This is a genomic window from Amycolatopsis sp. NPDC051128 (assembly GCF_040682715.1).
Lineage (GTDB): Bacteria > Actinomycetota > Actinomycetes > Mycobacteriales > Pseudonocardiaceae > Amycolatopsis.
In genome coordinates, this window is record NZ_JBFBBN010000021.1 from 71,203 (window position 1) to 94,116 (window position 22,914).

Below are 22,914 nucleotides of genomic sequence, written 5' to 3' on the forward strand. Positions count from 1 at the left end.
CCCGCCGGATCACGCGTGCGGCCCCTCGACCGGGACCAAGCCGGCCACCGGGCCGATCACGATCACCGCCGGCGGGCGGACTCCCGAGGCCGCCGCGTCGGCGACCACCGTGTCCAGTGTGGACCGCAGGGTGCGCTGGGTGCGCATCGTGCCGTCCTCGACGATCGCCACCGGGGTGGTGGGCGGGCGGCCGCCGTCCAGCAGGGCCTTCGCGAACTGCGGGAGCCGCTCCACGCCCATCATCAGCACGATCGTGCCGCGCAGCCGGGCCAGCGCCGCCCAGTCGACCAGCGACCGGTCGTCGCCGGGGGCGACGTGGCCGGAGACCACCACCACCTCGTGGGCCACGCCGCGGTGGGTCACCGGGACGTCGGCGACGGCGGGCACCGCGAAGGCGCTGGTGATGCCCGGGACCATGGTCACCGGGACGCCCGCCTCGGCGCAGGCCAGAACCTCCTCGAAGCCGCGGCCGAACACGTACGGGTCGCCGCCCTTGAGCCGGACGACGAACTTGCCCTCCTTGGCCCGCTCGATCAGCGTGCTGTTGATGACGTCCTGGCTGGCCGCGCGCCCGTACGGGATCTTCGCCGCGTCGACGATCTCCACCTCGGGCGCGAGTTCGTCGAGCAGTTCGCGGGGCGCCAGCCGGTCGACGACCACGACGTCCGCGCGCGAGAGCAGCCGTCGGCCGCGGACCGTGATCAGCTCCGGGTCGCCGGGGCCGCCGCCGACCAGCGCCACCCCGGGCAGGCTGCCCTCCGGGTGCGGCTGACGGCCCTCTTCGATCACCCCGGCGTGCAGGCCGTCGAGGATCGAATCGCGCACCGCCGCCGAGCGCAGCGGCTCGCCGCCGGAGAGCACGCCGAACAGCAGGCCGCCGTGCCGCCCGGACGCCGGGGTCACCGCGCTGCCCGACTCGCCTTCGTCGGCGCGGACGCAGAACACCCGCTCGCGCTCGGCCTCGGCGCAGACGGCGGCGTTGACCGACGGATCGTTCGTGCAGGCCAGGGCGTACCAAGCGTCCTTCAGGTCGCCTTCGGTGTACCGGCGTTCGTGCCAGACCAGCTCGCCCGCGTCCACCATCCCCTGCACCGACGGCGTCGTGTGCGGCGAAACCAGTTCGACGCGGGCACCGGCGCTGATGAGCCGGGGCAGCCTGCGTTGGGCGACCGTGCCGCCGCCGATCATCACGACGCGGCGGCCGGAGAGCTGGAGGCCGGAGAGGTAGTGCGGGTCGTCCATGGCCGGGAGTTTATTGGTGACCGAAGCCCGCGACAGCCCAGCGTGGGTCACGCCACCCGGAACACCGGCCCGCGGGCCACGAAGGGCAGCCGCGCACCCTGCGGCACCAGGTACGCGTGCTCGCGCCGCGGCCGGACGTGGTCGCATTGCGCGTCGGTGATGATCAGGATCGGCCCGTCGTCCGGGAAGTCGGAAGCGCGCTGCAGCAGGTCGACGCCGGGCTGGAGCACCGTGCCGCCCCGGCCGCGCACCTTGACGCGGCCCGCGATGTCCTCCACCGCGAGGTACCCGGCGTCGTAGGCGACGGCGTCGCAGAACACCACACGCGCCGCCGGGACGTCCCTGGCCAGCGCGTACGACGCGATCGCGCCCAGTGCCTTGCCGAGCAGCTCGGCGTTCATCGACCCCGAGGTGTCGAGCACGACGCCGAAGGTGACGCGCCGGTCGAGCCGCTCCGGGCGGACGCGGCCCGGGCGCGGGATGTCCGGGGTCGCCGACTGGCGACGCGACGCCCGCGCGTAGCTGCGCACCGGCAGCTCGACGCGGACGTGCTCGTCGAACCAGCGCGCGAGCTGGGCGTCCCACGGCAGCGGCGGGTGGTCCAGGGCCCGGATCTCCTGCTCCAGCCCGGCAGGCAGCAGCCCGCGGCCCTGGGCGTGGTGGTACTCGAGCCCCTGGGTGAGCGACCGGCGGTAGAACTCGTCGAGGTCGACGGCGCCGATCCGGTCGCCGTCGCGCCACGGCAGCGGCTTCGCGGCCGCCCGCCGCGACGACCGGCGCTGCACCGCGTCCGGTTCGGACAGCCAGTCGCCCAGCACGTCCCCGGCCTCGCGCGAGCCCAGGGTCAGCAGTTTGCGCGCCCGGCGGAGGTCCGTGGTCAGCGTGTCGTACACCGACTCCGCGGACATCCCGGTGAGCTGCTGGTCGTGCAGGCCGCCCTCGGGCAGTTCGCCGACCCCCATGGCCACCAGCCAGCCGTTGATCACGTAGTCGCAGGCGACGTTCCACAGGTAGGGGTCGCGGCCGAGGGCACGGCGGTCGTGGCGCAGCGCGGCGTGCAGCATTTCGTGGGCCAGCACGAACCGCCACTCCTCGGCGGTCAGGGCCGCGCTCGGGTTGACGTAGATCTCGCCGTGCTCGGCGTCGACCGCGGCCAGGGCGATGTCCCAGGTGCGGACGACCTCGGCGTCGACGACCAGGGTGAACCCGGCGGCGACCGCGCCGAGCAGCGGGAACGACGAGACGAACCAGGACAGCGCGTGGTCCCACTCCCCCATCGCCCGCCGGTGGCGGGTCTGGCCGCGCGCGTCGGCGGCGCGTTCCATCGCCTCGGTGGCCGAAGCGATCAGCCCGCGGGCGAACCGTTCGGTCCACGGCTTCGGCTTCCCGTGGTACTGCAGCTGCCAGTGGGACATCGGCTCCGCGAGCGCCAGGCACGGCCGCGGGCCGCCGGTCCCGAGCCCCCGGAACGGCTCGGGCACGCCGGTTTCGCGCCACATGCGGGTGAGCGTGGATTCGTCGGTGCCCGGCAGTTCCGGCAGGCTCACGACCGGCGACCCGGCGTGGACCGCCTCGGCGAACCGGTGGACGGCCACGCAGCACGCGGCGCCGTAGACCGCGTCGACCTCCCGGCCGGGCGTGACGGCGGCCGCGTCGGCCAGCGCCTCTTCGTCGAGGTGCCCGAGGCCGAGGTGCAGCAGCAGGTGCGCGAAGACCCACGCCCATTCGGCCGGTTCGGCGTCACGGACCCGGTTCGGCGTGATGAGGCCGCGGTCGGTGACGACGGCCCAGCTGTCCACCCCGGTCAGGCTCTCCGGGCTCAGGCTCGCGCCGCGCGTGAGGTGGTCCAGGACGGTGTTCGACCGCACCTGGACCCAGCCGTTTTCGATCGCCTTGTTCCGGCGCTCGCGGCGCTGCGCTTCGGTGCGGGCGTTGCTCATGCGCGCGCGGCCACCAGCCGCGGCAGGTCGCGGGCGGCTTCGACGAGGAACCACGACGGCAGCCGGGGGTTGCCCGCTTCGTCGTCGGCAATGACCAGCTGCGCCATCTCCAGGGAGATTTCGGCCAGCTCCACGAGCAGGCTCTTCGCCCGGAAGGCGAACTGGCGCACGGCCGCCGACGCGTGCCGCTTGTCGGCGGGCAGATCCTTGACCAGCCGCGCGCGGAACGTCTCGGCGAGGAAGTAGAGCAGGTCGCGATCGGCCGGCTCGGCGGGCCAGCGCGCGTCGCCCTTGAGGATCGCCTCCAGGTCGAAGGCGTGCCGGGCGACCTTGAGGTACGCACGGAAGGCGCCGGCGTGCGCCGGCGTCAGCGTGGCGTAGGCCAGCAGCGCGACCGTCTCGTCCTCGGCCGGGTCGCCGGCGGAGTGCAGGAGGTCCGAGAGCATGTGCCAGGATCGCGGCGTCGAGAACGGCTCCTCGGTCTTCGGCGGCGGGCTCCACAGGTGGTCCGGGCGCTGGGTGAGGTACTCGATCACCCACGGGTGGATGTCGTTCCCGGCCGCCCAGGCGAGCCAGTCGCCCGGCGCGGCACGCAGGTGGACGTGCACCAGGCGGTTCACCAGGGCCGAGGCCATCGGCCGGGCCAGCGCCTGGTCGGTGGCGCGGTTGCCGGCGCCGATCACGACCGAGCCCGCCGGCAGCTCGTACGAGCCGATGCGGCGGTCGAGGATGAGGGAGTAGAACGCCTTCTGGACGTCGGGCGCCGCGGCGTTCAGCTCGTCGAGGAACAGGCAGTACGGCTCGTCGCGGGCGATCTGCTCCGGCGGGCAGAACCGGCTGCGGCCGTCGACGATCTGCGGCACGCCGATCAGGTCTTCGGGCGCGAGCTGGGTGCCCAGCAGCGAAACGCAGTCGAGCCCGAGCGATGCCGCGAAGTCGCGCACCAGCGAGGACTTCCCGATCCCGGGCGCGCCCCAGAGGAACACCGGCCGCACGACGGCGGTGGTGAGCAGGAGCTCGGGCAGCCGGGCGGGCGTGACCGTGAGCTGGGCGTGCAAGCGCGGACCTCCTGGTTGTCAGGACATCTTCTTGCGACGCCCCCTTTCGGACGCCCATGGTCGCGCACCGCCCGGTGTGCGCGCACCCGAATTTCAGCTCGCGCGGCCGGCCGACGGGTACGGCAGGAGGGCCATCTCGCGCGCGTTCTTGATCGCCGTGGCAACCTGTTTCTGTTGCTGCGGCGTCAGTCCGGTGACGCGGCGGGCGCGGATCTTGCCGCGGTCGGAGACGAACTTCCGCAGCAGATCGACGTCCTTCCAGTCGACTTCGGTGATCTTGTTGGCGCGCAACAGGTTCACCTTGCGCTTGACGGGACGGTCCCGCTTCGGCTTCGGCATCCGGCTCACCAGCTCGACTTCGTGACGCCGGGCAGTTCGCCGTTGTGCGCGGCCTGGCGCGTCTTCACCCGCGACAGCCCGAACTTCCGCAGGTACCCGCGGGGCCGCCCGTCGGCCGAGTCACGGTTGCGAATCCGGGTCGGGCTCGCGTCCCGCGGCAGCTTCTGCAGCGCGACGACGGCCGTCGCCTTCTCTTCGGGCGACGAGCCCGGCGAGGCGACGACGGCCTTGAGCGCGCGGCGGCGTTCGACGTACCGGGCGGCGATCACCTTCCGCTGCTCGTTCTTCGCGATCTTCGACTTCTTGGCCATCAACGCTCTTCCTTGAACTCGACGTGCTTGCGCGCCACGGGGTCGTACTTGCGCAGGACCATCCGGTCCGGGTCGTTCCGGCGGTTCTTCTTCGTCACGTACGTGTAGCCGGTGCCCGCGGTGGACCGCAGCTTGATGATCGGCCGGACGTCGGTGCTCTTCGCCATCAGAGTTTCACCCCCTTCGCCTTCAGTTCGGCGACGACGGCCTCGATGCCGCGCTTGTCGATCGTCTTCATCCCCTTGACGGAGACGCGCAGCCGCACCCAGCGGCCCTCGCTCGGCACGAAGTACCGGTGGCTCTGCAGGTTCGGCTCCCACCGCCGCGACGTGCGGCGGTGCGAGTGCGAGACCTGCTTGCCGTAGCCCGGCTGGCGACCGGTGACCTGGCACACGGCGGACAGGACCCTCCCAAGTTGGTAGTGATTGTCATTGTCATCTACTCTACGCACAGTACCCTGCCCGCTGAACGGCGACCACGTGCCGGAGACCGAGGAGTACGGCATCTCCAGCGTGGTGTTCCGCGCGGCGCGGGCGTTCGACCCGGCGGCGCTGTGGGACTTCGTCACGCGGCGGCTGGACTCCGGCGAGTTCGGCACCGTGCTGCGGTCGAAGGGTTCTTCGTGCTCGCGTCGCGGCTCATGGGGGTTCCGGGTGGCGCAGCCCCCGGCCCGGGGCGAAGTCCCGGATGTCACAGCCCGGGGTGACCGGGCCGTGGTCCCAAGCGCTGGTGTTCATCGGCGTCGACCTCGCCGGGGAGGCGCTGCTCGACGCGTTGCGAGAGTGCCTCGCCGAGGTGACGAGCGGCCCGGACCCCTTCCCCGCGTGGGACGAGGTCCACGTCCACTGACCGTCGGTGAGTCAACGCCGTGAGGGGCAAGGCCGAGTAGTTGAGGATTCCTCTGCCGCGCAAGCGGTCAACGGAAGGCCGTGAATGGCTCATCGAGGGACTCTATGTCCCTCAATGTGCCATTCACGGCCGTGGGCGAGCACCTGAAACCGGGTCAATCGGCCAGCTTGACAGCTCGCTGCCGCAGCTAACTGTCCGGCCTTGGTCATTCAGGACACCGCAGCACCCGCCGGCGCCGTCCGGGCGACGGCTCCCGGCTCACCCGTCAGTGGGCCAATGCCGTGAGGGGCACCCTCACGGCGTGTAGAGGGCTCCCAGGAACTCCAGCAGGAGACGCTCCCGCAGCGGCGCGGGCGCGGTGGCCAGCAACGCGTTGATCGGGGCCATCCGGTCCGGCAGCCCGGCGCCCGAGCCGAGGCCCGCCGCCGCCAGGAGGCCCGCGAACTGCTCCGGCGTCAGCGTCGCCGGGTCCAGCGCCGCCACGAACTCCGCCACCGCCGGGTCGATCAGCACCGGGCCCGCCGCCCGGGCCGCGGCCAGGGACGCCGAGAGGTCCGTCAGGAACTCCTTCTCGCTGCCGTGGTTGGCCGCCGTCACCGTCAGGTGCAGGTTCACCGGGGACGCTTCGAACGCGAACTGCGGCTGGACGTACCAGCCGCGGGCCTTCATCTCGTCCGCCACCGTGAACAGGTCGAAGCCGTCGTCGCCGGTGAACGCGATCAGCGTCGACACCGGGTCGCCAAGCACCCGCAGGCCCGCCAGTTCGCCGATGCCGTCCCGGATCCGCGAAGTCGCTTCGCGCGCCTCGGAAGCCAGCCGCAGGTAGCCGTCCTCGCCGAGGTGGCGGACCACCGCCCACGCCGCGGCCAGCGGGCCGCCCGAGCGGGTGCTCTGGATCGTCGTGTTCAGCATCGTGTAGCCCGGCCAGCCCGCGCTCGCGAAGTAGTGCGGCCGCCGCAGCTCCGCCGACGCGTGCAGCAGCACCGACGTGCCCTTCGGGCAGTACGCGTACTTGTGCAGGTCCACCGAAACGCTCGTGACGCCGGGGACGCGGAAGTCGAACGGCGGCACGTCTGCGCCCAGGCGGGCGAAGTACGGCAGCACCCAGCCGCCGATGCAGGCGTCGACGTGCATCCGGACGCCCCGCTCCGCGGCCGCCGCCGCGATGAGCGGGATGGGGTCCATGACGCCGTGCGCGTACGACGGCGCGCTCGCCACCACGAGCACCGTCGAGTCGTCGATCGCCGCGGCCATCGCCGCCGGGTCCGCGCGGAACGTCACCGGGTCGACGGGGACGTCGACGCGGCGCAGGCCGAACAGGTGGGCGGCCTTGTGGAACGCCGCGTGCGCGGTGGTCGGCAGCACGATCGACGGCGCGGCCACGTCCGGCCGCGCGTCGCGAGCCGCGAGAACCGCCAGCAGGCACGACTCCGTGCCGCCGGACGTCACCGAGCCGGCCACGCCCGGGACGTCGCCGAGCAAGGTCGCCGCGGCGCCGACGAGGTCGTTCTCCATCCGGAGCAGGCTCGGGAACGCCGTCGGGTCGAGGGCGTTGGCCGACGACGCCAGCGCGTGCGCCGCCGCACCGAGCGAGTCCACTTCGGACAGCCCGCTGTCGTAGACGTACGCGAGCGTGCGGCCGCCGTGCGTGGGCAGGTCACCCGCGCGGAGCGCCCGCAGCGACGCGAGGACGTCCTCAGGCGGAATCACGGGCGCGGTTCCAGCACCGAGCGCCGCAGCAGCGGCAGCGCGAGCGCGATGAGGACGCCGGGGACGATCGACGAGCCGATCAGGATCGCCACGATCGCGCTGTGCGGCTGGTCGGCCGTCGCGTCGGTGCTGGACACGTAACCGCCGAACGCCAGGATCAGCGCCCACAGCCCGCCGCCGAAGGCCAGCCCCAGTGTCTCCCCCGCGGTCCACACGCCGGCCGCGACACCGGCGCGGGTGGCGCCGGTGCGCTCCTCCTCGGCGGTGATCAGGTCCGGCAGGATGGCCAGCGGGAACACCGAGATGCCCGCGTAGCCGACACCGCAGAGCGCCACGAACACGAACGAGAGCACCAGCGGCAGCACCTGCGCGAGCACCAGCCCGAGCAGCCCGACGGCGAACGCCCCGGTCGCCAGCCGGAAGCCGTTGAGCTTGCCGACGCGGTCGCCGAGCCGCGGCCACAACGGCATCGTGACCAGCGCCGGGCCGACGAAGATGACGAACAGGATCGTGCCGTAGCCCTCGCTGCCGAGGATCCGCTGCGCGAAGAACGGGATCGCCGCCAGCACGGTGCCGATCCCCAGCGCCTGGATGAAGTAGGTGCCGAGCAGCCAGCGGAACGGCCGCCAGGTCGCCAGCGTGCGCGCCAGCTCCGACAGGCTCGGGGTGTTCGGCCGCAGCGAGCCCACCGGCGCGCCGCGCAGGCCGGTGTAGACCAGCAGCGTCGCGGTCAGCACGATCAGCCCGATCACCACCGCCATCACCCGGTAGCCGGCGACACCCCCGACGCCGGCGCTGATCGCGGGCGCGCCACCGCCGCAGATGAGGATGGTCACCGCGAGCACGCCGATCCGGACGCTGGTGAGCTTCGTGCGTTCCGCCGCCGAGTCGGTCAGCTCCGCCGGGAGCGCGTTGAACGGCACCTGGAACAGCGCGTACGCCGTCGCGCACGCGGCGAACATGACCGCCACGTACAGCGCGTCCGGCAGCGGGTCGCCGAACCCGGGGTGCGCGAACATCGCGGCGAACAGGATCGCGACGCCGATGCCGCCGATCAGCAGGAAGCGGCGGCGGCTGCCGGTCTTGATCAGGTCCGCGTCGGACAGCCGGCCGGCGATCGGGTTGAAGAAGAAGTCCCAGGCCTTCGGCACGAACACGATCGCCGCGGCCCAGCCGGCGGGCACGGCCATCGTGTCGGTGAGGTACTTGACCAGGACGAGGCCGGGAACCGTCCCGAAGGAACCGGTGACGAAGGAGCCGAGCGAATACCGGAACCTCGTCTGCCGGGGCAGCGTCGCCAACAGTCCTCCTCGGAATGCGTACCGGGTGCGCGCCGGGTATTCGGTCTCGGCGCGCACCCGGTGGTGGTCGAGGGGAATCGTGCCATCGTCGTGATCTGGCGCACGGAGCGACCCGCGCTAGCCGGTCACGAAAGGGCGTCGGCGATCTTCGCCAGTGTCGCGGCGTCACCGCGCAGGAGCAGTTGCGTGACGACGGTGTCTTCCCAGGCCTTCAGCTCTTCGCGGATTTTCGCCGGCGGCCCGATCAGCGACGTGTCCTCCACCAGCGACGTCGGGATCGCGGCCGTCGCCTCGTCCTTGCGGCCGGCCAGGAACAGCTCCTGGACCTTGTCGGCGACGTCCTCGTAGCCGAGCCGCGCGAAGACGTCGTGGTGGAAGTTGACGCTCTTCGCGCCCATCCCGCCGATGTACAGCGCGAGCGACGGCTTGATCCAGCTCGCCGCCTCCTCGACGTCGTCGTGCACGATCACCGGCAGCGAGCACGGCACCTCGAACGTCTCCAGCGTGTGCCGGGCGCCCGGCCGGGCGAAGCCTTCCTCGAGTGCGGCCTTGTAGAAATCGTTGCTCTTCGGCGAAAAGAACAGCGGCAGCCAGCCGTCCCCGATCTCCGCCGCCAGCGCGACGTTCTTCGGGCCCTCCGCGGCGAGGTGGATCGGGATCTCCTTGCGCAGCGGGTGCACCGTCGGCTTCAGCGCCTTGCCGAGCCCGCTCCCGCCCTTCAACGGCAGCTGGAAGAACTGCCCGTCGAGCGTCACCGGCGCCTCGCGGGCGATCACCTGCCGGACGATGTCGACGTACTCCCGTGTCCTCGCGAGGGGCTTCGGGTACGGCTGGCCGTACCAGCCCTCCACCACCTGCGGGCCGGACGCGCCGAGCCCGAGCACCATCCGGCCGCCGGAGAGGTGGTCGAGCGTCAGCGCGCTCATCGCCGTCGCCGTCGGGGTCCGCGCCGCCATCTGCACGATGTTCGTGCCGAGCCGGATCCGGCTGGTGGACGAGCCGTACCAGGCCAGCGGGGTGAACGCGTCCGAGCCGTAGGCCTCCGCCGTCCACACCGAGTCGAAGCCGAGCTCCTCGGCCTTGAGGACCGCTTCCAGCGCGCCCGGGGTCGGGCCGCTTCCCCAGTACCCGACGTGGAATCCCAGCTTCACGAATGCCTCCTAGACGTTCGGCGCGTAGTGCTCGGGCTTGCCCCGCTCGGAAAGCGGCGGCAGGTTCCTTCGTGGAGTCTCGACCAAGGGCGCATCCGCGGCCACCTCGCCGCGCACGCGACGCCAGCCGGCGCGGGCCCGCGGGTGGTAGCGGCGATCGTGCGGGACGAGCTTGAACACGGCGTTGATCAGCTTCCCCACCCGCCGATGACGCCGCGCGTCGCGCTCGGACCAGCTGAAGCCGAGCAGGTCGCGGATCTCGCGGTCGTACAGCCCGATCGTCAGCCAGACGAAGGCGCGGGCGACCACCCGCCGGACCGGCCGCCACAGCACGTCCGGCAGCCACGGCAGGAACGGCGGCTTGCCGAGGCCGCGGATGTCGAGCACGTCCCGCGTGGCCTTGTTGTCCTCCAAGACCTCGGCGCACATGTGCTTCCAGTACCGCCGGAAGTCCTCCCAGCTCGCCGGCACCGGGCGCGGGCTCATGTCGTACATCCGCCACCACTGGACGTGTTCGTCGAACAGCCGCCGCTTCTCCGCCTCGCCGATGCCGCCCATGAAGTGGTCGGCGATGAGGATCGTGCTGACGAAGAAGGTCGCGTGCGCCCAGTAGTAGGTGTCGGGGTCGAGGGCGTGGTAGCGGCGGCCCTTCGCGTCGATGCCCTTGACGCGATCGTGGTAACCGCGGACTTCGAGAGCCGTCTCGTGGGCGCGCGGGCCGTCGTAGACCACCCCGCCGATCGGGTAGAGCGAGCGGAACAGCCGCTGCCAGCGTTCCTCGAAGAACCGCGAGTGCTGTTCGACGCCGGCCCCGAGGCCCGGGTGCATGTTCTGCATCGACCCGGCCCACAACCCGATGAGCAGCCCGCGCCAGTCGCCGAAGTACTTCCACGTCAGCGAGCCGGGGCCCAAGGGCTCGGGTGCTTCCCTGCTCATCGGCGGCTCCTCGTCGAGTCCGAACTGACTACGGCTGTTGTCAGGCTAGGATCTGACAACAGTTGTAGTCAACCGAGGAGCCGCCATGCCGGGCCGCACGTGGGCGGGCACGACCCTGGACGACCGGAAGGCGCTGCGGCGCGAGCAGCTCCTGGCCGCCGGGCTCGAACTGCTGGGCACCGAGGGCTCGGCCGGGACGAGCGTCCGCGCGGTCTGCCGGCGGGCGAAGCTCACCGAGCGCTACTTCTACGAGAGCTTCACCGACCGCGAGGAGCTCGTCGCGGCGGTGTACGAGCACGTCGGCGAGCAGGCGCGGCAGGCGCTCGTCGACGCCGTCCGGGACGCCCCGAGTCCCGCCCTGCGAGCCGAGAACGCCGTGCGCGCGTTCGTGGAACTGATCGTCGACGACCCGCGCAAGGGCCGGATCCTGCTGCTCGCCCCGCTCACCGACCCCGCGCTGACCCGCCGGGGCCTGCACCTGCTGCCGGTGTTCGCCGCGCTCGTCGGCGAGCAGCTGTCCCACGGCGACGAGACCGAACGGCGGCTGGTCGCCGTCGGGCTGGTCGGCGCGCTGAGCAACGTCTTCATCGCCTATCTCGACGGCTCGCTGAAGGTTTCGCGCGAGCGGCTCGTCGCGCACTGCGTGAAACTCGTGCTCGGCGCCGACGCCCACTGACCTCACCTCCGCTGACCTTGCTGACAGTCCCGTGCCGGATCCGGCACACTCAACCCATGCGTACCGCTGGGCGGAACGACGGCGCGGGCGGCGACGGTCTCGTCGCCGCCCGGCTCGCCGCGCTCCTCGAAGCCTTCCGGCCGGGTGACGAGACGCTCGGCGTCTCCGAGCTGGCCCGCCGCACCGGGCTCGCGAAGACGACGGCGCACCGGCTCATCGGGCACCTCGTCGAAACCGGCTTGCTGGAGCGCGAAGACAGCGCGGTGCGACTCGGGCTGCGGCTGTTCGAAATCGGCCAGCTGGCCTCACCCCGGCGCGGTCTGGTCGAAGCGGCGCGGCCGTACCTCGCCGACCTTCGCGAGGCGACACGCAACACCGTCCACCTCGCGATCCTGGAAGGCACCGAAGTGGTCTACCTCGACGTGCTGCGCGGGCCGGACGCGCCGACCCTGCCGTCGCGCATCGGCGGCCGGTTCCCCGCGCACGCCACCGGCGTCGGCAAGGCGATCCTGGCGTTTTCCCCGGAATCCGTGGTGAACCAGGTCATCGACGCCGGATTGCCGCGGATGAGCGCGCGGACGATCACCGCGCCCGGCCTGCTCCGCCGTCAGCTCACCCGGATCCGCGAGGACGGGATCGCCTTGGAACGCGAGGAATCCGGCGTCGGCGTCGTGTGCGCGGCCAGCCCGCTGCTCGACTCGCGCGGGGTGGCGGTGGCGGCGGTGTCGATCTCCGGCTGGGCCAACCGGATGCGGACCGAACGGGTCGCGCCCGCCGTCCGGACGGTCGCGCTCGCGTTGACCCGCACACTCTCCGGATCCACTCCGCGCGGTCGGAAATGATCCTGCGGGACAACGACTTCCGGCGCTCTAGGCCGTCCGGCTGACGTAATCCTCCCGAGCTGGACCGGTGATCGGGACCCGCTACGATCCGTCCAATGGCCCAGCACAGCCAGGAGAAAACGGTAACGGGCCACTCCCCCACGCCGCTCGCCGCGCAGGCGGGTGCCGCGCACCGGTTGCTCTCGCTCGACATCGTGCTCGCGCTGCTGGCGTTGACCGGCGGCCTGCGCGTGCTCTACCTCGCCGCGCCCACGCCGGCCCTGCCCACGGAAGCCGCGAACGTCGCCCACGCCTACGCGCTCGGCCACCTCACGTCGTTCACCGACGCGGGCGGCGCCGGGGCCAGTCCGCTCGGCTGGCTGCAGCTCTCGGCCTACACGATGGTCTCGGACGCGTTCGGCCGCTCCGCCACGGCACTCGCCGCGGTGCGCGAGACGATGCTCGTCGCCGCGGTGATCGGTGCCGTGCTGCTCTGGTTCCTGGCTCGCCGCCTGGGCCTGGCCCGGTGGGCGTCGGCGGCCGCTGTCGTGCTCCTCGCCGCGTCACCACTCGCGCTCGGCCTGCAGCGGCTGGTCGTCGTGGAACACCTGGCGGTGGTGTGGGCGCTGGGGGCGCTGGTGCTGATCACCAAGCCCGGCGCCCGGATCCGGCACGACGTCGTGGCCGCGATCTGCCTGCTGGCGGCGGTGCTCACCTCGCCGCTGGCGCTGTTCTTCCTGCCCGCGGCCGGCTGGCTGCTGGTGCGGCGCGCGCCGGAGCGGGCGGCGCTGGTGGCGGTCCTGCTGAACCTCGGGCTGGGCATCGCGTTCGGCCCGGCGGCCGGCACGCTCCGGCCGCACCTCGCGCCGGCGGGCCGCCCGGCCGTCGCCGACTGGGTGGCGCTCGACCCGGCGTGGGCGGTGCTGTCGGCCGTCGCACTGGTGGCCGCGCTGGCCGTCACCGCCCTGCGGCCGTTCGCGGTGTCCGGCCTGCTGCTCGCGGCGACCCTGCTCGTTCCCGGCGTGCCGGACACCGCCGTGCTCGCCCTGCTGCTGCCGGTGACGACGGTGCTGGTGGCGGGCGTGGCCCAGGCCGTCACCCGGCGGCGCACCCCGGCGCACCGGTGGCACGCGCGCCGCCGGCCTCGGCGCGGGCTCGCGCCGGCCGGCGCCGTCCTCGTCGCGACAGTCGCCGCCGGCTGGGCGTACGGCTACCCGGCGCTGCGGCCGTCGGCCGACCGGGCCGGGCCGCTCGCCGAAGCGCGGGACTGGGTGCGGGCCAACGCCTCCGGCGCCCAGCTGCTCGTCGACGACGCGGCCTGGGCCGAACTCGCGAAGGCCGGCTGGCCGACCGGCCTGCTGGCCGCGCCCGCCGCGTGCGCGGTCGCCTGCCCGCCCGCCGAGTGGGCCGTCTTCGGCACCGGCGGGACCGATCTCCGCAAGCGCTATCCGGCCCTCGACGGCGCCTTCGCCAACGCCGGGACGACCGCGGTGTTCGGCGCCGGCGACCGCCGCGTCACCGTCTCGCGCCTCGGCCTGCCGCCCGCGGACCCGGCCGCGCCGTCGGAGGCGTCGGAGGCGTCGGCGCGCGCCCACGCCGGCGAGGCACTCACGGCTTCGGCTCGGATCACCCTCGCCCCGGACGCCGCCGCCGTGCTGCGCGCGGGCCGCGCCGACCCGCGGCTCATCGCGACGATCGCCGCGCTCGCGGCGCTCCAGCCGGTCCGGGTGGTGGCCTTCCCCGAGGTCCCTGGCGAGGACCCCGCCGGGCAGCCCCGCCGCCGGGTGCTGCTGACCGGCGGCGAAGACGACGCGGCCGCGTTCTACACCGGCCAGCGCGACCTGTTCCGCCCGTCCTCGGTCACCCGGACCGCCGACGGCGTGCTCGTCACCTATCCGCTGTTCGCGCCCTCGGGACTGCTCGTCCCGTCCTCCTCTCCGTGATGACGCCGGGGTCAGAGCGCGGCGACGTTGCGCTCGGGGTGGGACGGCCGGTGCAGCGCCGGGACGTCCGCGAGCAGGCCGCGTCGCGCCAGCTCGGGCCGGACGCCGTCGCCGAACCAGTACGCCTCTTCCAGGTGCGGGTAGCCCGACAGCACGAACTCCGTGACGCCGACGCCGTGGTACTCCTCGATCAGGTCGGCGACCTCTTCGTGGCTGCCGACCAGCGCGGTGCCCGCGCCGCCGCGGACCAGGCCGACGCCGGCCCACAGGTTCGGGTGGATCTCCAGCCCGCGCACCCCGCCGTCGGACTTCCCGCCGTGCAGCGCGACCATCCGCTGCTGCCCCACCGACTCGCTGGCCGCCAGCTGCGCCTGCGCCTTGGCGACCTGCTCCGGGCTGAGCGCGTCCAGGAGCTTCCGCGCCTCCGCCCAGGCTTCGGCGGAGGTGTCGCGCGAGATCGTGTGCAGCCGGACGCCGAACCGGATCGGCCGGTCCCCGGCGAGCTCCCGCACCTTGCCGATCTTCTCCGCCACCTGCGCGGGCGGCTCGCCCCAGGTCAGGTAGACGTCGGCGTGCCGCGCCGCGACCGGCAGCGCGGCAGGCGACGAGCCGCCGAAGTAGATCGGGGGCACGGGATCCGGCGCGGCCAGCGTCGTCGCGCCCTCGACCCGCAGGTGCTCGCCTTCGAAGCTGAACGGCCGGCCGGACCAGACGCCGCGGACGATGGTCAGGAACTCGTCGGTGCGCGCGTACCGGGCGTCGTGGTCGTGCCAGTCACCGAACCGCCGCTGTTCCACCGCGTCGCCGCCGGTGACGATGTTGAGCAGCACCCGGCCGCCGGACAGCCGCTGGAAGGTGCCCGCCATCTGCGCGGCGAGCGTCGGCGAGATGACCCCGGGCCGGAACGCGACCAGGAACTTCAGCCGGGTCGTCTCGCGGATCAGCGCGGCCGTGGTGAGCCAGGCGTCCTCGCACCACGTGCCGGTCGGGGTCAGGACGCCTTCGAAGCCCTGCCGCTCGGCGGCGCGGGCGACCTGGGCCAGGTAGTCCAGGTCCGGGTCGCGCTGGGCCGCCGGGCCCGCGGACCGGTTGGCGTGGAAGCGCTCCACGATCGTGCGGCCGTCGCCGCTGGTGGGCAGGAACCAGTGCAGCCTGATGCTCATCCGTTGCTCCTCGCCTGGTCCAGGTCGGGACCGAACCGCCGGTCGACGAAGGCGGCGAAGTCCACCTTGCCCGGCAAAGTCTTCTCGTCGCTGAAGGCGTCCGCGAGCTGCTGCTCCGACCGCACCACCGCGTCGTCCAGCACGACCGGCCGGTCACGGCCCGCGTCCACCGCCCGCTGCGCCACTTCGATCTTCAGCCCGGTCTCGGCCGCCCAGGTTTTCGCCCACTCGCCGCGGTGCGTGTCGGCCCACTTCTGCGCCTTGACGACGCGGACCGCGAAGTCGCGCAGGGCGGCGTTCTTGCCGGGATCGCCCAGCGCGGCCACGCTCGCCGCCAGGAAGCCCAGCCCGTTCGACGCGCCCCGGCCGTCGGCCAGCACCCGGGCGTGGGCTTCGATTTGGGCCTGTGCGGTGTACGGGTCCCAGATCGCCCAGGCGTCGATCGTGTGCTGGGTGAAGGCGGCGTAGGCCTCGGACGGCTGCAGGAAGCTCAGCTTCACGTCCTTGGTGGACAACCCGTTGTTGTGCAGGGTGTTGAGCAACTGCCCGTGGGCCGAGCTGCCCTTCGCCACGCCGATCGTCTTCCCCTTCAGCGAGGCCACGTCCGTCAGCGGCGAGTCCGGCGGGACGAGGACGGCTTCCCGCTCGACGTTGCTGCGCGAGACGCTGACCACCTTGATCTTCGCCTTCGCCGCGGCCGCGAAGATCGGCGGCGTGTTGCCGACCCGGCCGGCGTCGATCGCCCCGGCGGACGCGGCCTCGAGCAGCGGCGGGCCCGACGTGAAGGTCGCCCACTCGATCCGGTACGGCGTCCCGGCCACCAGGTTCGCCGCCGTGAGCAGGGACTTCACCCCGCCCTTCTGGTCGCCCACCTTGAGGGTCACCTTCGCCAGGTCCGCCGCGCTCACCGGGCCCGGCACGGCCGACGGCCCTTCGCCGGTCGCCGTTCCGCAGCCGGTCACCACGAGTGCCGCCGCGACGGCGGCCAATCCCTTACGCAAGCGCATCTTCGGTCACTCCCAAGTCCGCCAGCACGCGGTGGCGGAGGTCGTCGTGGTCGGCGGTTTCCCGCGGCCGGTGCCCGGCCACGATCCGGCCGCCGTCGAGCACCAGGACCCGGTCGGCCAGCAGCAGGGCCTCGTCGACGTCGTGGGTCACCAGCAGCACGCCCGGCCGGTGGCGCCGCCAGAGATCGGCCACCAGGCCGTGCATCGCGATGCGCGTGAGCGCGTCGAGGGCGCCGAACGGCTCGTCGAGCAGGAGCAGGTCGGGTTCGCGCACCAGGGCCCTGGCCAACGACACGCGCTGGGCCTCGCCACCGGACAGCGTGAGCGGCCAGTCGTCGGCGTGCGCGGCCAGGCGGACCTCGCCCAGTGCCTTGTCGGCCAGCGCCCGGTTGCGGGACTTCGCGACGCCGTCCTGGCGCAGGCCGAGGACGACGTTGCGCCAGACCTTCCGCCACGGCAGCAGCCGCGGCTGCTGGAAGGCGACCGAGACGGTCCCGGTCACTTCCACGTGTCCCTCGACGTCGCCGTCGAGACCGGCCAGCACCCGCAGCAGCGTCGACTTTCCGGAGCCGCTGCGGCCGAGCAGGGCGACGAACTCGCCGCGCCCGACGGTCAGGTCGAGTCCATTGAGGACGGTCCGGTCCCCGAAGCGCTTCGTCAGGTTCCGGACCTCGGCTACCGGGCTCGCCACCGCAGCACCTTCCGTTCGAGCAGCCGGACCAGCGCGTCGGTGACCAGGCCGAGCAGGGCGTACAGGACCAGGCCGACGACTACGACGTCGGTGCGCAGGAACTCCCGTGCGTTGTTGATGAGGTACCCGACGCCGGCGTCGGCGTTCACCGTCTCCCCGACGATCAGCGCGAGCCAGGCGAGGCCGAGCGACTGCCGGAGGCCGACGAGCGCCTGGGGCAGCGCACCGGGGAGGACGACGTGCCAGATCCGTTCCGCGCGGCTGAACCCGAGGGCCCGCGAGGCTTCGACGAGGTCCGGGTCGGCACTCCGGATTCCCGAGTGGACGTTGAGGTAGAGCGGGAAGGCCACCCCCAGCGCGACCAGCACGATCTTCGTCTCCTCGCCGATCCCGAACCACAGGATGAACAGCGGGATCAGGCCGAGGAAGGGCAGCGTGCGCAGCATCTGCACCGGCGGGTCGACCAGCGCCTCGCCCCAGCGGGACAGCCCGGAGACGATGCCGAGCAGGACTCCGGCGACCGCGCCGAGCGCGAACCCGGCGCCGACGCGGCCGAGCGACACGGCGAAGGCGTCACCGAGTTCGCCGGAGCGCGCGACTTCGGCCCCGGCCCGCACGACTGTCCACGGTGAACTGAGTTTGTCCGGTGGCAGGACACCGGCGGCACTGGCGATCTGCCAGGCGGCGACGAGCGCCACCGGGCTGATCCAGCGCCGGAGATCGAGCCGTCGCGACGCCTTGCGTGGCGGCGGCCCTTCGGCGGTTTTGCGGACGCGCGTCAGCACACCCGCGGTGGAAATCGACACGGATTTCTCCCGGGAGACGGGGATGTTCGGGATTACTGGTCCCGACCTTGCGGCCCCCGGGAGGCGAAGTCAATCCGTGGACACCTGGTCCCAATCCGTGAACTCGCCGTGTTTCAGCCCGTGGAACGGCTTGGCTCAGCCGCCGAACATGATCTTCCATTCGTCGAGCGAGCGTGGCCGGTAGACGAAGTTGCCGCGCTTCACCGCCGACAGCGCGGCCGACGGCTCGGCCGAGTATTGGTGTCCGGGGTAGACGACCGGATCGCCGGGCAGGCCGGCGAGCGCCTGCAGGCTGCGGTAGATCTCTTCGGCGTCCCCGCCGGGGAAGTCGGTGCGGCCGCAGCCTTCGAGGAACAGCGTGTCGCCCGAGACGAGCTTGTCCTCGACGAGGAAGCACTGACTGCCCGGCGTGTGCCCGGGCGTGTGCAGCAGCCGGATGGGGATGGCGCCGACCTCGAGGACGTCGTCGTGGTCGTGCGCGCGCAGGTCGGTGTCCTCGACCCCGGTCACACGGCGGACCCACTCGGTCTCGGCGCCGTTGACGTGGATCGGCACCGGCTCGATGGCGAGCAGCTCGGCGATGCCGGGCAGCGAGAAGCCGAGCATGTCGCCGCCGACGTGGTCGGGGTGGTGGTGCGTCGCGAGCACCCCGGTGAGCCGCATCCCGTCGCCGGCCAGGACGTCCAGCAGATCGCGCACCGCGTACGCGGGGTCGACGATCACCGCGTCCCCGGTCTCGCGATCGCCGATCAGGTAGGCGAAGTTCCGCATCTGCGTCGCGACGGAGTCCCCGACGGCGAAGTCACGGCCGGCGAGCAGCTGCCGGAAGTAGAGCCGATCAGACATGGCCACACCCTACGGGGTCGGCGATATCCGGTCGCGGCACGCGCGCCGTGCGCGGCACCATGCCACCCATGGACCGCACGTTCATCCCGGGACTGGACCTGTCGCGCCGCTTCTACCACGAGGCGGTACGACCGCTGATCCGCGCGCGGTTCGGGGAGCTGCCCCACACCGCCGCCCGCCTCGGCACCGGCTCGGAGGTCCTCGGCTTCGACACCGCCCGCTCCGCCGATCACGAATGGGGTCCGCGCCTGCAGCTGTTCCTGCGCCGCGACGACGCCGCCCGCCACGCCCAGGATGTCGTCGCGACGTTGGGCCACGAGCTGCCCAAGACGTTCCGCGGCTACCCCACGAATTTCGCCCCCACCGAGAACGAGCACGCGCGCCACATGGCGCTCACCGACGGACCGGTCTTCCACCGGGTCGACGTCACCACCCTCAGCGCATGGTTCACCCGCCATCTGGGATTCGATCCACGCCACGGCATCACCACGTTCGACTGGCTCGCCACCCCCACCCAGACCCTGGCCGAGATCACCGCCGGCGCGGTCTTCCACGACGGTCTGGCCGAACTCGTTCCGGCTCGTTCGCGCCTCACCTGGTATCCCGAGCAGATCTGGCGCTACCTCCTGGCCTGCCAATGGCAGCGGATCTCCCAAGAAGAGGCGTTCGTCGGACGGTGCGGAGAAGTCGGCGACGAACTCGGCTCCGCCGTCGTCGCCGCCCGCCTGGTCCGCGACCTCATGCGGCTGAGCCTGCTCATGCACCGCCGCTACCCGCCCTACGGCAAATGGCTCGGCAGCGCCTTCACCCGGCTCCCCTGGGCAGCCACCATCACGCCGGTACTGACCGCGGCGCTCGCCGCCACCACGTGGCACGAACGGGAAGACCACCTCGCCACGGCCTACTCGGCCGTCGCCGAGCTGCACAACCAGCTCGGGCTGACCGAGCCGCTCGACCCCGGCACCCGCCCCTACCACGACCGGCCGTTCCAGGTCCTGCACGCCGAACGATTCAGCCAGGCGCTCCTCGGCACCATCGCCGACCCCGAACTTCGCGCTTTGCCACTCACCGGGGCCGTCGACCAGGTCACCGACAACACCGATCTGTTGGGCGACCGCGCGACGACGCGCGCCGTGGCCACGGCGCTGATTCCGCCGAGTTCACCAAGCACCTGAGCTGGCCGAACACCTCGCCGTCGTCCACCGCCCAGCTCGCGCAGGCGATCGGCGCGCTCGGCTCACCGGCAGCCCCTGTCGCGGCTTCCCGCCGCTTCGCCGCGCTCGCGATCCGGGGACTCCGGGCCTGAGACGGTCCACTGGTGGGCGCTGCCCTGGTGGAGCGCGGCGTACACGCGGTCGCGCAGGATGTTGGCCTCGTGGTCGGACAGTGTCGCGCCCATCGGCCGGAGCACCAGCCTGACCAGGAGGTTCTTCTGGTCGCGGTGGGCGCCGAGCCGGGCCAGCGCCTGCGCGGGCAGTTCCGCGCACGGCGTCTCCTGACGAATCTCGACGGACTCGACGACATCCGCGTCGTCGCCCAGTGCGTCGCGGACGCGGTCGCCGAGGTCCTCGGCCCGGTCGTCCGCGGCGACGGCGATCGACAGGTCGCGGCGCACCGGCGGCAGCGCCGACACCGGCCGGTACGGCGCGAGGTCGGTGAGCTGCGCGGCGACCGCCGGTTCGGCCGAGCGCAGCAGCCGGATGTCCGGGATGCCCTTGCGCAGCATCAGCATCCGGTCGAGCCCCATGCCGAGGGCGAGCCCGGACCAGCCGGCCCCGAGCCCGGCGCGCGCGAGCACGGCCGGGTGGGCGAGGCCGCACTCGGCGATCTCGACCCATTCGCCGTCGTGCTCGACGTCGACCTGCGCACCGTCCACTGTGTACGGATGACGGCGTGGTTCGAGCCGCCACTTCCGTCCCGGCAGGAGGGTGCCCGCCATCTCCCCGAGGTCCGCGCGACTGGTGTCGCCACGGGTGATCCGCCACAGGTCGAGCTGGTGCGGCGTGCCGCTGTGCAGCCGGTCGATGCTGTCGCGGCGGTAGACGATGCCGGGGCACACGAGCAGGACGTCGTCGACGGGGCTCGCGGCCAGGGCCCGCAACGCGCCCGGGATCATCGCGCTGGAATGGCTGCGCAGCACGTGGCCGTCGTCGACGTACCGGGTGTAGCGCGCGTCGCGGGTGACGTCGGCCGGGTCGTAGCCGAGGTTGTCGTAGTTGTCGGCGACCGTGACGATCCGGTCGCCGGGCCACCACCGGACGGCGCACGCCCACCGCGCGACGAGAGCGGCGACGGCCTCCTCGACGACGAGCTGGATGGCGTGCGGCCCGGCCGCGGGGTCGGTGAGATCGCGGATGGCGAGATCGCGGACGAGCTGGGCGGGAGTGAGTGCCGCGGGCATGACGGAACCTCCAGGGTGAACGGGACGGATGGGGAACTGCTCCCCCTGGCCCGGACACCCGGCGAGGTTCAGCGCGAAGCGGACGGCGGCGACCCCCGGCCGGCCACCGTGACGGCGGACGACGGCGGTGCCGAACCGGCAAGCCTGTTCAGGCGGCGCCGGCCGCGGACGTGACACCGGAACCCCGCTGGCACCCGGAAAGGGCCAGGGGGCCGGTAAATCGGCGGTACCCCGCGACGACGGCCACGCATCCAGAATAGCGAGCGAGTCACCCGGATTTCGCCATCCCTGTCATCCCTTGTTCATTCGCCCACCTCGCCGTCCGCCAGCTCGCGCAGGACGTCCAGATGCCCGACGTGGCGCGCGGTCTCCTGCACCACGTGCGCCAGCACCCACCGGACCGTGAACTCCGCCCGGCGCCGCGACCGGTCGTCCGGGCCCAGGCCGCGCAGCGCCTTCTCCGCCCGGGCCCACTCCGCCTTGTAGGCGGCCACCACCGAGGCCGGTGTGTCGTCCGGGGTCAGGTTCCAGCTCGGGTCCGGCGTGCCCGCCCACAGCGACGGCAGGTCCGCCCCGCCCGCCTCGATGGACAGCCACCAGCGCTCGACCGCCGTGAGGTGCTTCAGCACGCCCAGCGCGCTCATCCGCGGCGACACCGGCAACGGCGTCGCCGCCGCCTGGTCGCGGCTCAGCCCCACCACCTTGTTCACCGCCGTGGCCCGGAGGAACTGCAGGAAATCCAGCTGCAGGCGCAGCTCGTCACCGGCCAGGGGGGCCGGCCAGCTGCGATACGTTTTCGAACTCGTGTTCGACATGACCGCAACCTACCGCGCTGGTCCGACAAAATCCGCCATAGAGTGATCGGCATGTGGTGGGGTCTGCTCTGCGCCTTGGGCGCGGCTTGTGCGTACGGCGTGGCTTCGGTGATGCAGTCGGTCGCCGCGCGGGCGACCGACACCGGCGCCGACGGCGTCGATCCGAAGCTGCTCGTGCGCGTGCTCGGCCAGTGGAAGTTCGTCCTGGGACTGGCGCTGGACGTCCTCGGATTCGTCGCGCAGATCTTCGCCCTGCACGTCCTGCCGCTGTTCGTCGTGCAGGCCGCGCTCGCCGCGAGCCTCGCCGTGACCGCCGTCGCCGCGCGGTTCCTCGGCGTCCGGCTGGGCAAACGGGAATGGGCGGCCGTGGCCGTCGTGTGCGCCGGGCTCGCGCTGCTCGGCGCGGCGGCGGAGAGCGAAGGCTCCGACCCGGTCGGGCTCGGCTTCCGCATCGCGCTCATCGGCGCGGTCGTCCTGCTGGCCGCCGCCGGGATCGTCGCGGGCAAGGCGAGCCGCCGCGTGCGGACGCCGGCGCTCGGGCTCGTCGCGGGGCTGAGCTTCGGCGTCGTCGCGATCTCGGGCCGGATCATCCCCAGCCTGGCCCCGCTGGACCTGCTCACCGACCCGGCGACCTACACCGTCGCGGTCGCGGGCGGGATGGCGATGCTGTTCTACGCGACGGCATTGCAACGCGGGAGCGTCACCACCTCGACCGCGATGATGGTGCTCGGCGAGACGATCTTCCCGTCACTGGTCGGCGTCCTCGTGCTCGGCGACCGCACCCGGCCCGGGTTCGTCGCCGTCGCCGTCGCCGGCTTCGTCCTCGCCGTGGCCGCCGCGCTCGCGCTGGCCCGCTTCGGGGAACCCGCCACCGACCCCGTGGCCGCGAACTGAGACGAAGCCGACCG

23 protein-coding genes and 1 pseudogene are annotated in these 22,914 nt (G+C 72.8%); 6 read left to right on the forward strand and 18 right to left on the reverse strand.

Annotated elements, in window-relative coordinates; genetic code table 11:
* Positions 1–9: 9 nt before the first annotated feature.
* From cobA to rpmB, 7 genes are all read right to left on the reverse strand, one after another.
* Entirely contained in the window at positions 10–1,242 is a 1,233-nt protein-coding gene (gene cobA / locus AB0M82_RS22285) for a uroporphyrinogen-III C-methyltransferase (protein ID WP_364724782.1), read from the reverse strand.
* 47 nt (positions 1,243–1,289) lie between these two features.
* Positions 1,290–3,182, reverse strand: a complete 1,893-nt coding sequence (locus AB0M82_RS22290) for a hypothetical protein (protein ID WP_364724785.1) — start codon at positions 3,180–3,182, stop codon at positions 1,290–1,292.
* Positions 3,179–4,240 carry a MoxR family ATPase gene (locus AB0M82_RS22295; RefSeq protein ID WP_364724788.1) on the reverse strand — a complete coding sequence of 354 codons (1,062 nt, stop codon included), beginning with the start codon at positions 4,238–4,240 and terminating at the stop codon, positions 3,179–3,181. The genes AB0M82_RS22290 and AB0M82_RS22295 overlap by 4 nt, the downstream gene beginning before the upstream one ends.
* A gap of 93 nt (positions 4,241–4,333) precedes the next feature.
* Positions 4,334–4,588, reverse strand: coding sequence for a 30S ribosomal protein S18 (gene rpsR, locus AB0M82_RS22300; RefSeq protein ID WP_364724791.1), 255 nt, complete (start codon positions 4,586–4,588; stop codon positions 4,334–4,336).
* A complete protein-coding gene (rpsN, locus tag AB0M82_RS22305) occupies positions 4,585–4,890 on the reverse strand; it encodes a 30S ribosomal protein S14 (protein ID WP_364724793.1) in 306 nt (101 codons plus the stop codon). The genes rpsR and rpsN overlap by 4 nt, the downstream gene beginning before the upstream one ends.
* Positions 4,890–5,057 carry a 50S ribosomal protein L33 gene (gene rpmG / locus AB0M82_RS22310; RefSeq protein WP_003091682.1) on the reverse strand — a complete coding sequence of 56 codons (168 nt, stop codon included), beginning with the start codon at positions 5,055–5,057 and terminating at the stop codon, positions 4,890–4,892. Before rpmG ends, rpsN begins: the two co-directional genes overlap by 1 nt.
* Positions 5,057–5,293, reverse strand: a complete 237-nt coding sequence (gene rpmB / locus AB0M82_RS22315) for a 50S ribosomal protein L28 (protein WP_364724920.1) — start codon at positions 5,291–5,293, stop codon at positions 5,057–5,059. The genes rpmG and rpmB overlap by 1 nt, the downstream gene beginning before the upstream one ends.
* A gap of 61 nt (positions 5,294–5,354) precedes the next feature.
* Between rpmB and AB0M82_RS22320 the strand changes: the two are divergent.
* Positions 5,355–5,739 (forward strand): annotated as a pseudogene (locus tag AB0M82_RS22320) (GTP-binding protein); the annotation flags it as partial.
* Positions 5,740–6,033: 294 nt separating this feature from the next.
* On the opposite strand, the gene AB0M82_RS22325 reads toward AB0M82_RS22320, so the two are convergent.
* The 4 genes from AB0M82_RS22325 to AB0M82_RS22340 form a co-directional block, all read right to left on the reverse strand.
* Entirely contained in the window at positions 6,034–7,446 is a 1,413-nt protein-coding gene (locus tag AB0M82_RS22325; protein ID WP_364724923.1) for an aminotransferase class V-fold PLP-dependent enzyme, read from the reverse strand.
* Complete coding sequence (locus AB0M82_RS22330) at positions 7,446–8,750, reverse strand: MFS transporter (protein ID WP_364724796.1); 1,305 nt, start codon at positions 8,748–8,750, stop codon at positions 7,446–7,448. The genes AB0M82_RS22325 and AB0M82_RS22330 overlap by 1 nt, the downstream gene beginning before the upstream one ends.
* Before the next feature lie 125 nt (positions 8,751–8,875).
* On the reverse strand, positions 8,876–9,901 hold the full coding sequence (locus tag AB0M82_RS22335) for an LLM class F420-dependent oxidoreductase (RefSeq protein ID WP_364724799.1): 1,026 nt from the start codon (positions 9,899–9,901) through the stop codon (positions 8,876–8,878).
* 9 nt (positions 9,902–9,910) lie between these two features.
* A complete protein-coding gene (locus AB0M82_RS22340) occupies positions 9,911–10,837 on the reverse strand; it encodes an oxygenase MpaB family protein (RefSeq protein ID WP_364724802.1) in 927 nt (308 codons plus the stop codon).
* 85 nt (positions 10,838–10,922) lie between these two features.
* On the opposite strand from AB0M82_RS22340, the gene AB0M82_RS22345 reads away from it, so the two are divergent.
* From AB0M82_RS22345 to AB0M82_RS22355, 3 genes are all read left to right on the forward strand, one after another.
* On the forward strand, positions 10,923–11,513 hold the full coding sequence (locus AB0M82_RS22345; protein ID WP_364724805.1) for a TetR/AcrR family transcriptional regulator: 591 nt from the start codon (positions 10,923–10,925) through the stop codon (positions 11,511–11,513).
* A gap of 56 nt (positions 11,514–11,569) precedes the next feature.
* Complete coding sequence (locus AB0M82_RS22350) at positions 11,570–12,355, forward strand: IclR family transcriptional regulator (RefSeq protein ID WP_364724808.1); 786 nt, start codon at positions 11,570–11,572, stop codon at positions 12,353–12,355.
* 95 nt (positions 12,356–12,450) lie between these two features.
* Positions 12,451–14,277: a glycosyl transferase gene (locus tag AB0M82_RS22355; protein WP_364724811.1), complete on the forward strand. Its 1,827-nt coding sequence runs from the start codon at positions 12,451–12,453 to the stop codon at positions 14,275–14,277.
* A gap of 11 nt (positions 14,278–14,288) precedes the next feature.
* On the opposite strand, the gene AB0M82_RS22360 is transcribed toward AB0M82_RS22355, so the two are convergent.
* The 5 genes from AB0M82_RS22360 to AB0M82_RS22380 all read right to left on the reverse strand — a co-directional run bounded on the left by AB0M82_RS22360 (position 14,289) and on the right by AB0M82_RS22380 (position 18,790).
* On the reverse strand, positions 14,289–15,440 hold the full coding sequence (locus tag AB0M82_RS22360) for an LLM class flavin-dependent oxidoreductase (protein WP_364724814.1): 1,152 nt from the start codon (positions 15,438–15,440) through the stop codon (positions 14,289–14,291).
* Positions 15,437–16,447 (reverse strand): ABC transporter substrate-binding protein, encoded by a 1,011-nt coding sequence (locus AB0M82_RS22365; protein WP_364724817.1) that lies wholly within the window; start codon positions 16,445–16,447, stop codon positions 15,437–15,439. Before AB0M82_RS22365 ends, AB0M82_RS22360 begins: the two co-directional genes overlap by 4 nt.
* Complete coding sequence (locus AB0M82_RS22370; protein ID WP_364724819.1) at positions 16,434–17,138, reverse strand: ABC transporter ATP-binding protein; 705 nt, start codon at positions 17,136–17,138, stop codon at positions 16,434–16,436. The genes AB0M82_RS22365 and AB0M82_RS22370 overlap by 14 nt, the downstream gene beginning before the upstream one ends.
* Positions 17,123–17,944 carry an ABC transporter permease gene (locus AB0M82_RS22375; RefSeq protein WP_364724822.1) on the reverse strand — a complete coding sequence of 274 codons (822 nt, stop codon included), beginning with the start codon at positions 17,942–17,944 and terminating at the stop codon, positions 17,123–17,125. Before AB0M82_RS22375 ends, AB0M82_RS22370 begins: the two co-directional genes overlap by 16 nt.
* A 135-nt stretch (positions 17,945–18,079) precedes the next feature.
* A complete protein-coding gene (locus AB0M82_RS22380; RefSeq protein ID WP_364724825.1) occupies positions 18,080–18,790 on the reverse strand; it encodes an MBL fold metallo-hydrolase in 711 nt (236 codons plus the stop codon).
* A gap of 68 nt (positions 18,791–18,858) precedes the next feature.
* On the opposite strand from AB0M82_RS22380, the gene AB0M82_RS22385 reads away from it, so the two are divergent.
* Positions 18,859–19,965, forward strand: coding sequence for a DUF4037 domain-containing protein (locus tag AB0M82_RS22385; RefSeq protein ID WP_364724826.1), 1,107 nt, complete (start codon positions 18,859–18,861; stop codon positions 19,963–19,965).
* Between the two features lie 62 nt (positions 19,966–20,027).
* On the opposite strand, the gene AB0M82_RS22390 is transcribed toward AB0M82_RS22385, so the two are convergent.
* The gene (locus AB0M82_RS22390) at positions 20,028–21,191 is read right to left on the reverse strand and encodes a hypothetical protein (RefSeq protein ID WP_364724829.1); all 1,164 of its coding nucleotides are present in this window, start codon (positions 21,189–21,191) and stop codon (positions 20,028–20,030) included.
* Positions 21,192–21,493: 302 nt separating this feature from the next.
* The gene (locus tag AB0M82_RS22395) at positions 21,494–22,006 is read right to left on the reverse strand and encodes a DinB family protein (protein WP_364724831.1); all 513 of its coding nucleotides are present in this window, start codon (positions 22,004–22,006) and stop codon (positions 21,494–21,496) included.
* A 51-nt stretch (positions 22,007–22,057) separates the two neighbouring features.
* Here AB0M82_RS22395 and AB0M82_RS22400 point away from each other — a divergent pair, with 51 nt between their 5' ends.
* Positions 22,058–22,900: a hypothetical protein gene (locus AB0M82_RS22400; RefSeq protein WP_364724833.1), complete on the forward strand. Its 843-nt coding sequence runs from the start codon at positions 22,058–22,060 to the stop codon at positions 22,898–22,900.
* Positions 22,901–22,914 lie beyond the last annotated feature (14 nt).

What these genes read in the sequence shown, in the direction of transcription:
- AB0M82_RS22395 (WP_364724831.1), bottom strand. Translation starts at nt 22,006, where the DNA reads ATGTCGAACACGAGTTCGAAAACGTATCGCAGCTGGCCGGCCCCCCTG.
- AB0M82_RS22360 (WP_364724814.1), bottom strand. Translation starts at nt 15,440, where the DNA reads ATGAGCATCAGGCTGCACTGGTTCCTGCCCACCAGCGGCGACGGCCGC.
- AB0M82_RS22400 (WP_364724833.1), top strand. Translation starts at nt 22,058, where the DNA reads ATGTGGTGGGGTCTGCTCTGCGCCTTGGGCGCGGCTTGTGCGTACGGC.
- AB0M82_RS22355 (WP_364724811.1), top strand. Translation starts at nt 12,451, where the DNA reads ATGGCCCAGCACAGCCAGGAGAAAACGGTAACGGGCCACTCCCCCACG.
- AB0M82_RS22345 (WP_364724805.1), top strand. Translation starts at nt 10,923, where the DNA reads ATGCCGGGCCGCACGTGGGCGGGCACGACCCTGGACGACCGGAAGGCG.
- AB0M82_RS22340 (WP_364724802.1), bottom strand. Translation starts at nt 10,837, where the DNA reads ATGAGCAGGGAAGCACCCGAGCCCTTGGGCCCCGGCTCGCTGACGTGG.
- cobA (WP_364724782.1), bottom strand. Translation starts at nt 1,242, where the DNA reads ATGGACGACCCGCACTACCTCTCCGGCCTCCAGCTCTCCGGCCGCCGC.
- AB0M82_RS22390 (WP_364724829.1), bottom strand. Translation starts at nt 21,191, where the DNA reads ATGCCCGCGGCACTCACTCCCGCCCAGCTCGTCCGCGATCTCGCCATC.
- AB0M82_RS22380 (WP_364724825.1), bottom strand. Translation starts at nt 18,790, where the DNA reads ATGTCTGATCGGCTCTACTTCCGGCAGCTGCTCGCCGGCCGTGACTTC.
- AB0M82_RS22365 (WP_364724817.1), bottom strand. Translation starts at nt 16,447, where the DNA reads ATGCGCTTGCGTAAGGGATTGGCCGCCGTCGCGGCGGCACTCGTGGTG.
- rpsN (WP_364724793.1), bottom strand. Translation starts at nt 4,890, where the DNA reads ATGGCCAAGAAGTCGAAGATCGCGAAGAACGAGCAGCGGAAGGTGATC.
- rpmG (WP_003091682.1), bottom strand. Translation starts at nt 5,057, where the DNA reads ATGGCGAAGAGCACCGACGTCCGGCCGATCATCAAGCTGCGGTCCACC.
- AB0M82_RS22290 (WP_364724785.1), bottom strand. Translation starts at nt 3,182, where the DNA reads ATGAGCAACGCCCGCACCGAAGCGCAGCGCCGCGAGCGCCGGAACAAG.
- AB0M82_RS22350 (WP_364724808.1), top strand. Translation starts at nt 11,570, where the DNA reads ATGCGTACCGCTGGGCGGAACGACGGCGCGGGCGGCGACGGTCTCGTC.
- AB0M82_RS22385 (WP_364724826.1), top strand. Translation starts at nt 18,859, where the DNA reads ATGGACCGCACGTTCATCCCGGGACTGGACCTGTCGCGCCGCTTCTAC.